Source organism: Pseudomonas sp. S37 (genome assembly GCF_016658545.1).
Lineage (GTDB): Bacteria > Pseudomonadota > Gammaproteobacteria > Pseudomonadales > Pseudomonadaceae > Aquipseudomonas.
The window spans coordinates 15,739-28,103 of sequence record NZ_JACVZC010000086.1 but is presented as its reverse complement, the minus strand read 5'-3'; the positions used below and the strand labels follow the sequence as shown (position 1 = coordinate 28,103).

Genomic DNA, 12,365 nt, shown 5'->3' with positions numbered 1-12,365 from the left:
CCCCCCCCCCCGCCCCCCCCCCCCCCCCCCCCCCCCCCCCCCCCCCCCCGCTCCTACAAGGTAATCACAGCGTCTGCAAGTGGGCTATTGCACGGCGGCTATGGCGTCGATTTCCACCAGCATGCCGTCCAGCGCCAGCCGTGGTACCGGAACCAGCGTGCAGGTCGGTTTCATGTGCGGGCCCCAGGCCCTGTCGGCTTCCGCTACCCATTGGCGCAGGCGCGCTTCAGAGTGCTCGACAATCAGCAGGGTCAGCTTGAACACTTGGGCCAGGCTGGCACCTTTGGATGCCAGTGCCAGCTCAAGGTTGGCCAGTGCCTGACGGGCCTGTTCGGCGAACAATGGCGACAACGCCCCGTTGCTATCCTCGCCGCCTTGGCCGGCAATGTACAGCAGGCGGCTACCGGCGCGCACTTCGGCGACATGGGAATAGGCGTTGCCACTGGGGTCGTAGAGGCCTTCGGGGTTGCTTAGCTGAAACGCGCGTGGTTGGGTCACGACAAGCCCTCACTCAGATGGAAGAGCGGCGCAGTATCGGACCTGAAGTTAACTCGAGGTCAAGCGCAAGGTAGGACACTTCCCACAAGACCCCGTCATGCTTGAACCAAGCGTCTGTTTGCGCGGCGCTCGTGAGCCAGTAGATTGCAAGGCCCGGCACGGAGGCCTGTTCGCAACAAGGAAAAACCAATGAGCAAATTTGATTTTCAGCTGGCCTACACCATCAAGCCGTACAAACCTGAGCGCGATGAAACCGATGCGGCACTGGCGCGCCTGCACCTGCGGGACAAGCTTGGCCTGGACACCGTCGAGCACATAGAAACCACCCTGCTAGGCGGCATCACGCTCAACAACAGCACCCTTGCGGGCCGCAAGCGGGAGGCTGAAAAGCTGGTTCACGATTACATTCATGACGCGCTCAAGGAATTACGCGTACTGTCTACCGTGAAGTTCTATGGCTGCCTGATGGTGGACGGCCTGGGCCCGGCCATACGCTTCGACATCCTGCCCAAATGAACCGCGACAGCCTCAGGCGCCCCCGCGCCTGAGGCCGTACACCGTCATTTTTCCTGCAGGACCGCCCTGCCCTTCACCGCCCTCGGCCCGCGCCAGGCCCAGAACAGCAAGCCAGGGAGTGGCGCATAGACCACAAAGATGATCCACAGCATCTTGCGTTCAGCCCGCCTCTCACTGCCGATGATGTGCCAGATGGCCCAGATTTCCAGGAGGATGACCAAGGCTGCGATAGTGATCCAGATCGTTCCGACTTCCATAAACGCTCTCCCATTGCCATGTAATGCCTTGGGTTGTTTTGAGTGCTGAGGGTTCAGATTGATTTAAGTCGCACAGCGCCTGCGGAGCACCTCAGCCTGCTCCGGTTGTAACCACAGTTATAGGTTGCCTGAACACGACCTGCAATACGACACAGCCACCCGGGAGATTGTCTTTCCTCCAGCCACCGGCCACACTCTGCGAGCCAGCCAGGAAGCGGAGTCCAGAGTGCCCACGCCACGCCAGTTCAGCAAGAAGACCAGCACCAGCAACATGCTGCGGCTTAAAACCAGCAGCGCCAATGCCCAGGCCCCCTATCGGGTCGATTTCGTCCTGCTCGAACATTTTTCGATGGCAAGCTTCACCGTGGCCATGGACGTGCTGGTCACGGCCAACCTGCTGCGTGCCGACAGTTTCCAGTTCACGCCGCTGTCGCTAAGCGGTGACCGGGTGCTCAGCGACCTGGGGCTGGAGCTGGTGGCCACCGAGCTGTCGGCCGAGGCGCTGAAGGAACTGGACCTGCTGGTGATCTGCGGCGGCTTGCGCACACCGCTGAAATACCCGGAACTTGACCGCCTGCTGGGCGATTGCGCTGCCCACGGCATGGCCCTGGGTGGTTTGTGGAACGGTGCCTGGTTCCTGGGCCGCGCCGGGGTGCTGGACGACTACGGCTGCAGCATCCACCCCGAACAGCGCGCCAGCCTGTCCGAGCGCAGCCCGCAAACCCGCATTACCCCGGCCAGCTTCACCCTCGACCGCGACCGCCTCAGCGCGGCCAGCCCCAACGGCGCCATGGAACTGATGCTGGGCCTGGTGCGCCGGCTGTATGGCGATGGCCTGGCCGAAGGTGTGGAAGAAATCCTCTCGTTCTCCGGTGCGCGCTATCGCCAGGTTGGCCCGGGGGCGAAGAAGTCCATGAGCCTGCACCTGCGCACCATTGTCGAACTGATGGAAAACAACCTTGAAGAAACCCTCAGCCTCGACCAGCTGGCGGCCTACAGCGGGCGCTCGCGACGGCAGATCGACCGGCTGTTCCAGGCGCAGCTGGGCACCTCGCCCCGGCGTTACTACATGGAGCTGCGCATTACCAAGAGCCGCAGGCTGCTGCAGTATTCCGACCTGTCGGTGATGGAAGTGGCGGTGGCCTGCGGGTTTGTTTCGGTGTCGCACTTCAGCAAGTGCTATGCGGCGTACTTCGGCTACCCGCCGTCGCGGGAGCAGCGGCTGGGGGAGTAGCCTGGTTTGGCATTGATGGTGTCTGGGCTGGCCTATTCGCGGGTAAACCCGCTCCTACATGGACGGTGCGCTCGTTGTAGGAGCGGGTTTACCCGCGAATAGGCCCGCCCAGGCAGCAGAGAACTGTCAGGTACGATGTTGGACCTGGATATACCGCAACACCGCTTCACAGATCATCGCCTTGTGCCGCAGCTTGACCTCGTCATCAGACAGGTCGATCTGGAAAATCTCGCCAAAGGTATGCCGGTTCGACACCCGGTAGAAGCAGAACGAACTCATCAGCATGTGCAGGTCGATCACCTCGATCCCGGCACGGAACACGCCTTCCTCTACCCCGCGGCGCAGGGTGTTGCCCAGGGCCTCAAGCACCAGGCTGCTCATCTCGCGAATGGCCGGCGACTGCTTGACGTACTCGCCATAGTGGATGTTTTCGGTGCAGATGATACGCACGAAATCGACATTACGGTCGTGGTGGTCGAAGGTGAACTCCACCAGCCGGCGGATCGCCTGCTCGGCCGGCAGCGACTCCAGGTCCAGGCTCTGCTCGGTCTTGCGGATATCGCCGTACAGCTTGACCAGGCACTCGCAGTACAGCTGCTCCTTGCTGCCGAAGTAGTAGTAGATCATGCGCTTGGAGGTGGCCGTGCGTTCGGCAATGGCGTCGACGCGGGCGCCGGCCAGGCCTTGCTGGACGAACTCGTTGATGGCGGCCTGGAGGATGTCCTCGCGGGTTTTCTCGGGGTTGTTCTTGCGCGTTCTGCGCACCCCTTCGGTTTCAGGCTGGCCAAGGCCGACTACGGAATCACTCATACCCACTCACAGGCTGTTTATTGGAATGCGGGGATTATCCGTTAGCGCGGCCGTGCAGGGAAGCACGCTGTTGGTCGGGTAGCGTGGTGGGCGCAGTGCTGGCGGGCCTTGAAATCACCAAGCACAAGCCGCTAGCCTGCCTGCCCCTGCCCCGGATGGACCCACCCCATGCAACCGCGCGACCTTGCCGCCTACCTGTTCCTGGCCATTGCCTGGGGCTTTTCCTTTCTGGTGGTGCTCAAGGTGGTGCATGCCTTTGGCTGGGTTGGCGCGGTCAGCCTGCGGGCGCTGATTGCCGGCGGCACCTTGGCGGCCCTCGCTGCACTGCTGGGCCGCGCACTGCGCCTGCGCCCGCTGCTGATACCCCTGTTGGTGGTCGGCGCCACCACTGTGGCCGGGCAACTGATTGGCCTTTCATACGCCACCCCGCGCATCGGCACAGCCATGGCAGCGATCTTCGTCGCCACCATCCCGCTGTTTTCAATGCTGATCGGGCGGGTTTGGGGCCTGGAGAAAATCACCCCGCAAGGCCTCGCCGGGCTGCTGCTGGGTATCGTCGGCATCGCTATCCTGGTGGGTTTCCCGGCGCGGCCGATCGACGACGACTTCATCCACGGCTGCATCGCCTCGCTGTTCGGCTGCATCAGCGCCGCCTACGGTAGCAACTATGCCAGCCTGCACCTGCGCGGCCAGGACCCATGGACGGTTACCGGCGGCGCATTCCTGGCCGGTGGGCTGCTGACCTTGCCGCTACTGTTGATTGTGCCAGTGCCCAGCGTGCCGCAAACCAGCGACTGGCTATACCTGCTGCTCAGCGGTGCGGTGATGAGCGCCACCACCTACGTGCTGTACTTCGGCCTGGTAGCACGCATCGGCGCCACCCGCGCCATCAGCGTGGAATTCGTGGTTACGCTGGTGGCAGTGCTGGTCGGCGCGTTGTTCCTCGACGAGGCCCTGAGCCTGTTGCAGGCCGCTGGCGGCCTTGTGATCCTGCTGGGCTGCATGCTGGTGCTGGGCCTGTTGCCAGGGCGCAAGCCGCGCCTGCCCAGCTAGTCAGCGGGTCAGTCGCGCTGGGCGGTGGTCGGCTCTGGCGGCGGCGTCAGATGTAACACTCGGTTGCGCCCGCCTTCGGCCAGCAGGTAGCCGCCCTTGCCATCGGCAATGATCGACTGGGGTGCCTTGAGGAAGGTCAGCACGGTGTGCTGGCTGCCATCGGCATCGACGCGCAGCAGGCGCGCACGGTGGGTGTTGTCCTCGCTGATCCACAGGCCGCGCTGGTCACAGTACAGGAACGTGGGGTTGCGCAGGCCGTCGACCACCACCGGGTCGCTGCCATCGTCGGCCAGGGCGCGGACCTTGCCATTGGCTTTTTCGGTGTACAGCAGGCGGCCCTGGCAACGGGTGAGGCCTTCGGTTTCGGTCAGCCCGGAACGCAGCACCTCAAGCTGGCCGCTGTTCCAGTCATAGCGCATCAGGCGGCCATTGCCCTTGCGGTCTTCGATGGCATACAGGTGGTCGCCGTCGTTCCACAGGCCTTGCACGCTTTCGCCGTCGAACAGCCGGCTCACCTGGCCATCACGGGACAGGCTGACCGGGGCTGAACCGCCTTCCTGGCTGAACACCCAGCCACCTTGCGCCGCTACCATGCCATCAGGCTTGGATAGCTTGTCGATGACCACTACCCGGTCGCCGTTAGCGTTGATCTTGAGGATACTGCCGCGGCCATCGTCCAGTTCGCGGCTGACCAGCAGGCTGCCGTCGGCTTGCGGCAGCAGCGAAGCAGCCTTGGTCACGTCGCGGTGCAACACATCGACATCCCAGCCAGCGGCGGCCTGGACCGGGTAGAAACTCTGCCAGGCGAAGAAGCCCAGGGTGGCGGCTAGCAGGCCAGTGGTGGCGGTGAAGACAATACGGGTGCTGCGCTTGCGCAGGATGTGCGGCATGAAGGGGCTCCTAGGGATTGCCGGGGATCCTAGCAAGGGAATGTGAAAAAAATGTCGAAACTTACCAATCGGTTACAAAAACAAAAGGATATAAAAATAACTAAACAATCTAACGAAATGGAATATAAAAATTGAAAGCCAAACGCCAGATCCTTAGGCTGGGTTCATTGCCATGACCCCGCTCAAAGGAACAAACACCATGCCTGCCCGTGCCTTCTCCCCGCTGCGCCGCCTATTGATCGGCGGCCTGCTGGCCAGTGTCGCCAGTGCCCTGCTGCCTTGGTCCGCAGCGCTTGCCGATGACGGCAAAACCCTGCGTATCGGTTACCAGAAATTCAACAGCATCAACATCCTCAAAGGCAGCGGCGCGCTGGAAAAGGCACTGGCCCCACAAGGTGTGAAAGTCAGTTGGCATGAATTCGCCGCCGGCCCGCAGCTGCTCGAGGCGCTGAGCACGGGCGCCATCGACCTGGGGCATGCCGCCGATGCCCCGTCGGTGTTCGCCCAGGCTGCAGGCAAACCGGTGGTTTACCTGGCCGCCGAACAACCCTACCCGCGTGGTATCGGCCTGGTAGTACGTGAACAGGACCACCTGGCCAACGTACAGGACCTAAAGGGCAAGCGCGTGGCCACAGGCCGTGGCTGGAACGCCCAGTACCTGTTGGCCGTCGCCTTGCAGCAGGCTGGCCTGAGCTACCAGGACATTACCCCCGCCTACGTCAACAATGCCGCCGATGCCGTGGCCGCGCTGCAATCAGGTAGCGTACAGGCCGTGACCTTGTGGGACCCGTTCCTGGCTGCCGCAGAAAGCCAGCCAGGGCTGAAGAACCTGCGTGACGGCAGCGGCCTGTCCAACAACCGCACCTTCTACCTGTCCACCGCCAGCTATGCAGACCAGCACCGTGCGCTACTGAAAACCTTCTTCGCCGAACTGAGCAAAGTCAGCCAGTGGGCCAACGCCAAGCCGGCCGACGTGGCCGCGTTGCTGGCCCCGCAGCTGGGCATTAGCGCCAACGTGCTGGAAGTGGCCAGCGAGCGGCGCAACTACAACGCCGTGGCCATTACACCGCAGATCGTTGCCGAGCAACAGAAGCTGGCCGACACGTTCCAGGGCCTGGGCCTGATTCCACACAAGCTGCAGGTGGCCGACGCGGTCTACCCGGCTTCCGTGTTGCCTTGAGCGGAGCGTGCCGACCATGCCTCGCCCGATCCGCTTCAACGCCTTCAGCATGAACGCCGCCAGCCACCAGTCCCCCGGGCTGTGGCGCCACCCGCGCAACACCAGCGTGGCATTCAACCGCCTGGACTACTGGACCGACCTGGCCCGCCTGCTTGAACGCGGCCTGTTCGACGCCCTGTTCATCGCCGATGTGCTGGGTATCTATGATGTGTACCAGGGCGGCCCCGAAGCCGCCCTGCGCGGCGGTGTGCAGGTGCCGGTCAACGACCCGCTGTTGCTGGTGCCGGCGATGGCCGGGGTCACCCGGCACCTGGGCTTCGGCGTGACCTTTTCGCTGACCTACGAACACCCCTACCCCTTTGCCCGGCGCATGTCTACGCTCGACCACCTGAGCAATGGCCGGGTCGGCTGGAACATCGTCACCGGTTACCTCGACAGCGCCGCGCGCAACCTGGGCCTAGCGCGCCAGTTGGGCCACGACCAGCGCTACGACCTGGCCGAGGAATACCTGCAGGTGCTGTACAAGTTGTGGGAAAAAAGCTGGGAAGACGATGCAGTGCTGCTGGAGCGTGACAGCGGGCGTTATATCGAGCCTTCGCGGGTGCACCCGATCAACCATGTGGGCGAGCACTTCCAGGTGCCCGGCATGCACCTGTGCCAACCCTCGCCGCAACGCACCCCGGTGCTGTTCCAGGCCGGCGCTTCGGCACGCGGCCAGCAGTTTGCCGCGCGACACGCCGAATGTGTGTTCATCAGCGGGCCAACGCCAACGGTACTGCGCCGCTATGCCGACGGTATCCGCCAGGCCAGCGAAGCCGCCGGGCGAGGCCGTGACGAGGTACTGATCTATGCCCAGGCGCTGCTGATCGTCGCACCCACGCAAGCAGAGGCCGAGGCGCGCTTTGCCGAATACCGCCGCTATGTCGACCTGGATGCCGCCCTGGCGCTGCTGTCGGGCTGGACCGGCATCGACTTTGCCGGCCTCGACCCCGATGCGCCGATCGAATACGTCGAGAACGACGCAGGCCGTGCTGCCCTGGCGGCCTTTACCGCCGCCGACCCGAACCGCCGCTGGACCGTACGCGAGGCCGCCGAGTTCGTTGGCCTGGGTGGCCGCGGCCCGGTGCTGGTGGGTGACGCCAGCACCCTCGCCGACCAGCTCGAAAGCTGGCTGGACCAGACCGGCATCGACGGTTTCAACCTGACCTATGCAGTACAACCGGACGACCTGGCCAATGTGGTCGAGCTGCTGGTCCCCGAGTTGCAGCGCCGTGGCCGCTACCCGTTGCGTTACACCGAAGGCAGTTTGCGCCACAAGCTGTTCGGCCAAGGTGACCGGTTGCCGGAACAGCATGCTGGACGCCAGGTCGACATTCAGCAAGCAAATACCGGGTATTCCAACATTTAATTTGTGGATGGCACGCGCTCGACCCTATTCTGTCGCCACATCCCCTGCGCCGCACCGGCCGGTGCGGTTCACGGCATGGGGAGAGAACAACAAGTCGAGATTGTCCATGTCGAACCATTCGTACTTCGCCCCCCACGGTGGGCACCCGGCTCAAACCGAGCTGCTGACTGACCGTGCCATGTTCACCGAAGCCTATGCCGTCATCCCGAAAGGCGTGATGCGTGATATCGTCACCAGCCACCTGCCGTTCTGGGACAAGATGCGCATGTGGGTCATCGCCCGCCCGCTGACCGGTTTTGCCGAAACCTTCTCCCAGTACATCGTCGAGCTGGCCCCGGAAGGCGGCAGCGAGCGCCCTGAGCTGGACCCTAACGCCGAAGCCGTGGTGTTCATCGTCGAAGGCGAGCTGGACATCACCGTCGAAGGCAAGCACCACACCCTGGTACCGGGCGGCTATGCCTTCCTGGCCCCGGGCGCCGAGTGGAGCCTGCGCAACAACAGCAAGTCCAACGTCACCTTCCACTGGCTGCGCAAGCACTACCAGAAGGTTGAAGGCCTGGACATCCCTGAGTCCTTCGTTACCCACCGCGACAACGCCACCGTCATCGAAATGCCGGGCACCGAAGGCCGCTGGAAAACCACCCGCTTCGTCGACATGGCCGACATGCGCCACGACATGCACGTGAACATCGTCACCTTCCAGCCAGGCGGCGTAATCCCGTTTGCGGAAACCCACGTGATGGAACACGGCCTGTACGTACTGGAAGGCAAGGCTGTGTATCGCCTGAACCAGGACTGGGTCGAAGTGGAAGCCGGCGACTTCATGTGGCTGCGCGCCTTCTGCCCGCAAGCCTGCTACGCTGGCGGCCCAGGCAACTTCAGCTACCTGCTGTACAAGGACGTGAACCGTCACGTGCACCTGACGCTGAACCCTCAGCGCTAAGCGCTGGCGATACCCGCAAGCCCGCCACCCTGGCGGGCTTTCTGTTTGCGGCACATACTGAAACACTCCTCCCCGCGCGGTACCAGCCATGAACCGCTGCCTGCTGCTCGCCGCTTTGCTGCTGTGCATCCCTGCCCAGGCCGCCGATGACTGGAACCTGGCTTATGACCGCGAAGGCATCCGCGTGTACCTCGGCGGCGTGGCCGGCTCGCCCTACCAGCAGTTCCGAGGTGTGAGCACCATGAAAGCCAGCGTGCGCACGCTCACCGACCTGCAGGAAAACCTGCGGGTGGCCTGTAAGTGGCTGTATGCCTGCGACCAGATGCGCTTGCTGGAAGTGGACGGTGACAGCACCTGGGTTTACCTGACCACCAACCTGCCGTGGCCGACCCTGCCGCGGGATATCGTGCTGAAGGTAACCAGTGAGCGGCTGGACGATGGCACCCTGGTGCGGCACTTGAGCGCCGAACCGGACAGGATCCCCAAGGTGGACGGGCTGATCCGCGTGCAGCACCTGAGTGGCGAATGGCGCATGAAGCCGCTGGGTGAGCGTAAAACCGAGGTGACGTATCAGTTGCAAGCCGACCCGGCCGGGGATGTGCCGGGCTGGCTTGCGAATCGTTTTGTGGTGGATGCTCCGGTGGTGACGCTCAGAACCTTAAGGGCCGTAGCCGAACGCCAGCCTTGAGGGCCTTCCGCCAGATCACTTCGGTATCACTCAAGGTTCAAAACCCGGTTGGCAGTCGCCGATTGGAGTCGGGACGTAACCTTCATCGCATTCGATTGGTGGTACGCCAATGCCCGTGATAACCCCATGATCAGCCTGTTGCTGTTTATGGGTGACGGCGTCGTCGCCATGGGCGACCTGAACCAGACCTGCGGCGGCCAGCAGCGTAACAAAAGCAAACTTTTTCATATCGGTTTCCTGAAACTAAGTTAAGGGACTTGCAAGACAGATCCTATGCTCGACCCAGCCTGGAGAGCTTTAGCCAATGGCGTCCAGAGCAGTCGGAAACTCACTTTTGCTTCGTGGGAAGCGCCACTGCGCCAGGCAGTGCTGTCGAGCCATGGCTGACCGAACGCAGGCCCTATCGCCGTTGGTTGATTTCTGCCACTGTGCCAGCGCAGCGCGGACCAGCGCGCCGCGCCTTACCAGGACACCGCATGAAAAAACAAGAACACAGCAATACACACAAAGGCTACCGGCGCATCATCCCATCGATGACTGCCCTGCTCGAATTTGAAGCGGTAGCCCGTCATAACAGCTTCACCTTGGCGGCCCAGGAGCTGGGCGTCACTCAGGCAGCCGTCAGCAAACAGATCCGCCAGCTTGAAGAAAACCTCGCTTGCCAGCTGTTCCAGCGCCTGCATCGCGGCGTGCGCCTGACCAGCGAGGGCCTGGCGCTGTACGCAGTACTTTCCGATTCCATGCAGAAGATCGCCTCGGTGTTCGACCGCCTGAGCGAAGGCGACAGCGAGCAGGAACTGGTGCTCAGCAGCACCGCTACCTTTTCCCAGTTGCGGGTGATGCCGCGCCTGGGCAGCCTGCGCAGCGCCCTGCCCCAGGTACGCCTGCGCCTGGCCACACAGATGTTTACCGGTGACCTGCGCAACCACGAAGTCGACCTGCTGGTGCGTTATGGCAATGGTCGTTGGGAGGACGGTATTGCCCTGCACCTGTTCGACGAAGAGATCTTCCCGGTGTGCTCGCCGGCGTGGCTGGCGCGCAACCCACAACCGGAGTCGCTGGAAGCGTTGTACCGTGCCGACCTGCTGGATGCCGATGCCACCGCCGAAGGCTGGATGACCTGGCCCAGCTGGTTCCGCGCAGTGGGCGGCAACCCGCCGAAGCTGAATTACACCCTGCGTTGCCAGCTATACACCGACACCATTCAGGGCGCGTTGCATGGGCATGGGGTGGCATTGGGTTGGGGGCGCATGCTCGACCACCTGCTGGCTTCCGGCGAGCTGGTGCGCCTGACCGACCTGGTGGTGCGGCCGCGCGAGGCGTATTACCTGGTGGTGCCCCATGGGCGCACGACCACCCCGACCATTTTGAAGCTGGTGGACTGGCTGCGCGACAACCAACCCGGCTGACGCGCTCCTTTGTAGGAGCGGCCTTGTGTCGCGATGGGCTGCGCAGCAGCCCCAGCATTTTGTGCATCTGCGCTAAAACCCTGGGGCTGCTGCGCAGCCCATCGCGACACAAGGCCGCTCCTACACCGACCGCATCGAGTTCAAGCGATGCGCCATATCTGTGGGAGCCGCGCTTGCCGGCGATGGGCCGCAAAGCGGCCCCAGAACCCCCGCCAAAATTAGCAAGGTTGCCGCGCTTCGGCGACAATCGTGCGCCTGATTCAAGCCGGGACGCACCGCATGCTCACCACCCTCGCCATCGCCAACTACCGCTCGATCGATCACCTCGTGCTGCCACTGGGCCAACTGAACCTGGTCACCGGCGCCAACGGCAGCGGCAAATCCAACCTGTACAAGGCCCTGCGCCTGCTCGCCGAGACTGCTCAAGGCGGCGTGATCGAAGCCCTCGCCCGCGAAGGCGGCCTTGACTCAACCTGGTGGGCAGGACCGGAAGCGAGCGCGCGCATGAAGCGCGGTGAGGTGCCCATTCAGGGCCAGCACCCGAGCCAGGCCAAACGCCTGCGCCTGGGCTTTGCCACCGAAGACCTCGGTTTCGCCATCTCGCTCGGTTTGCCGATCCCACTGCCCTACCCGACTGCGTTCATGCTCGACCCCGAGATCAAGTCCGAAACCATCTGGGCCGCAGGTGCCTACCGGCCTTCGTCATTACTGGTGGAGCGCAAGAACGCCATGGTGCGCGCCCGCGAGGGCAGAAGCTGGACGATACTCGATCAACATGCCGACAGCGGTGAGAGTTTTTTCAACATCGTTGGCCGCCCCAGGCAGGCACCGGAGATTGGCGAACTTCGGGCGTTCATCAACAGCTGGCGGTTTTATGATCACTTCCGCATCGACCGTGATGCGCCCTGCCGTCAACCTCAGCTGGGCACTCGCTCGCCGGTGTTGCACCACGACGGGCGCAACCTGGCCTCGGCGCTGCAGACCATCATCGAGATTGGCGAAGTTGAAGACCTGGAAGAAGCGCTGAACGACGCATTCCCCGGTAGCCGCCTGGATATCAATGCACCACCTGGCGGGTTGTTCAGTGTGCGGCTGCACCAGCATGGGCTGTTGCGCCCACTGGATGGCGCTGAACTGTCAGACGGCACCCTGCGCTACCTGCTGCTGATGGCTGCACTGCTAACGCCACGGCCGCCGTCATTGATGGTGCTGAACGAACCGGAAACCAGCTTGCATGCCGATTTGCTTCCGGCCTTGGCACGGCTGATCATTCGGGCTTCGGCCCGTAGTCAGGTTTGGGTGGTATCGCACAGTGCGCCATTGATTGCGGCGCTTTCGGCGTGTGACGGGTGCAATGTGTTGGAGCTGGAAAAGGTTCAAGGGCAAACCCAGCTACGTGGGGTGGGGTTGCTGGATGAGCCGTTGTGGCGGTGGGCTGACTGAAATACAGGATATCCATAAGGCTTAACAGGTGCGAAA

General features: G+C 63.1%; 14 protein-coding genes. 9 read left to right on the top strand and 5 right to left on the bottom strand.

What is annotated here, in order from left to right; all coding sequences use genetic code 11:
* Positions 1-84: 84 nt before the first annotated feature.
* Positions 85-498 carry a RidA family protein gene (locus IAE39_RS21280; RefSeq protein WP_201206225.1) on the bottom strand — a complete coding sequence of 138 codons (414 nt, stop codon included), beginning with the start codon at positions 496-498 and terminating at the stop codon, positions 85-87.
* A 189-nt stretch (positions 499-687) separates the two neighbouring features.
* Here IAE39_RS21280 and IAE39_RS21275 point away from each other — a divergent pair, with 189 nt between their 5' ends.
* Entirely contained in the window at positions 688-1,014 is a 327-nt protein-coding gene (locus IAE39_RS21275; RefSeq protein ID WP_201206223.1) for a hypothetical protein, read from the top strand.
* Positions 1,015-1,058: 44 nt separating this feature from the next.
* Here IAE39_RS21275 and IAE39_RS21270 read toward each other — a convergent pair whose 3' ends face one another.
* Positions 1,059-1,271 (bottom strand): PLDc N-terminal domain-containing protein, encoded by a 213-nt coding sequence (locus tag IAE39_RS21270; RefSeq protein WP_201206221.1) that lies wholly within the window; start codon positions 1,269-1,271, stop codon positions 1,059-1,061.
* A gap of 226 nt (positions 1,272-1,497) precedes the next feature.
* Between IAE39_RS21270 and IAE39_RS21265 the strand changes: the two genes are divergently transcribed.
* Entirely contained in the window at positions 1,498-2,505 is a 1,008-nt protein-coding gene (locus IAE39_RS21265) for a GlxA family transcriptional regulator (protein WP_201206219.1), read from the top strand.
* A 126-nt stretch (positions 2,506-2,631) separates the two neighbouring features.
* Here IAE39_RS21265 and IAE39_RS21260 read toward each other — a convergent pair whose 3' ends face one another.
* Positions 2,632-3,315, bottom strand: a complete 684-nt coding sequence (locus IAE39_RS21260; RefSeq protein ID WP_201206217.1) for a TetR/AcrR family transcriptional regulator — start codon at positions 3,313-3,315, stop codon at positions 2,632-2,634.
* A 168-nt stretch (positions 3,316-3,483) separates the two neighbouring features.
* Here IAE39_RS21260 and IAE39_RS21255 point away from each other — a divergent pair, with 168 nt between their 5' ends.
* Positions 3,484-4,368, top strand: coding sequence for a DMT family transporter (locus IAE39_RS21255; protein ID WP_201206215.1), 885 nt, complete (start codon positions 3,484-3,486; stop codon positions 4,366-4,368).
* Positions 4,369-4,376: 8 nt separating this feature from the next.
* Here the strand turns inward: IAE39_RS21255 and IAE39_RS21250 are convergent, their stop codons facing one another.
* Positions 4,377-5,258, bottom strand: a complete 882-nt coding sequence (locus IAE39_RS21250; protein WP_201206213.1) for a hypothetical protein — start codon at positions 5,256-5,258, stop codon at positions 4,377-4,379.
* Between the two features lie 199 nt (positions 5,259-5,457).
* Here IAE39_RS21250 and IAE39_RS21245 point away from each other — a divergent pair, with 199 nt between their 5' ends.
* The 4 genes from IAE39_RS21245 (at position 5,458) to IAE39_RS21230 (ending at position 9,477) form a co-directional block, all read left to right on the top strand.
* Positions 5,458-6,438: an aliphatic sulfonate ABC transporter substrate-binding protein gene (locus tag IAE39_RS21245; RefSeq protein ID WP_201206211.1), complete on the top strand. Its 981-nt coding sequence runs from the start codon at positions 5,458-5,460 to the stop codon at positions 6,436-6,438.
* A gap of 16 nt (positions 6,439-6,454) precedes the next feature.
* A complete protein-coding gene (locus IAE39_RS21240) occupies positions 6,455-7,846 on the top strand; it encodes an LLM class flavin-dependent oxidoreductase (RefSeq protein WP_201206209.1) in 1,392 nt (463 codons plus the stop codon).
* A 106-nt stretch (positions 7,847-7,952) separates the two neighbouring features.
* Positions 7,953-8,789 carry a bifunctional allantoicase/(S)-ureidoglycine aminohydrolase gene (locus tag IAE39_RS21235; RefSeq protein ID WP_008093910.1) on the top strand — a complete coding sequence of 279 codons (837 nt, stop codon included), beginning with the start codon at positions 7,953-7,955 and terminating at the stop codon, positions 8,787-8,789.
* An 88-nt stretch (positions 8,790-8,877) separates the two neighbouring features.
* On the top strand, positions 8,878-9,477 hold the full coding sequence (locus tag IAE39_RS21230; RefSeq protein ID WP_201206207.1) for an START domain-containing protein: 600 nt from the start codon (positions 8,878-8,880) through the stop codon (positions 9,475-9,477).
* 30 nt (positions 9,478-9,507) lie between these two features.
* On the opposite strand, the gene IAE39_RS21225 is transcribed toward IAE39_RS21230, so the two are convergent.
* Complete coding sequence (locus IAE39_RS21225) at positions 9,508-9,705, bottom strand: hypothetical protein (protein ID WP_201206205.1); 198 nt, start codon at positions 9,703-9,705, stop codon at positions 9,508-9,510.
* A 248-nt stretch (positions 9,706-9,953) separates the two neighbouring features.
* Between IAE39_RS21225 and IAE39_RS21220 the strand changes: the two genes are divergently transcribed.
* Positions 9,954-10,886: a LysR substrate-binding domain-containing protein gene (locus tag IAE39_RS21220; protein WP_201206203.1), complete on the top strand. Its 933-nt coding sequence runs from the start codon at positions 9,954-9,956 to the stop codon at positions 10,884-10,886.
* Positions 10,887-11,165: 279 nt separating this feature from the next.
* Complete coding sequence (locus IAE39_RS21215) at positions 11,166-12,329, top strand: AAA family ATPase (protein ID WP_201206201.1); 1,164 nt, start codon at positions 11,166-11,168, stop codon at positions 12,327-12,329.
* Positions 12,330-12,365: the final 36 nt, after the last annotated feature.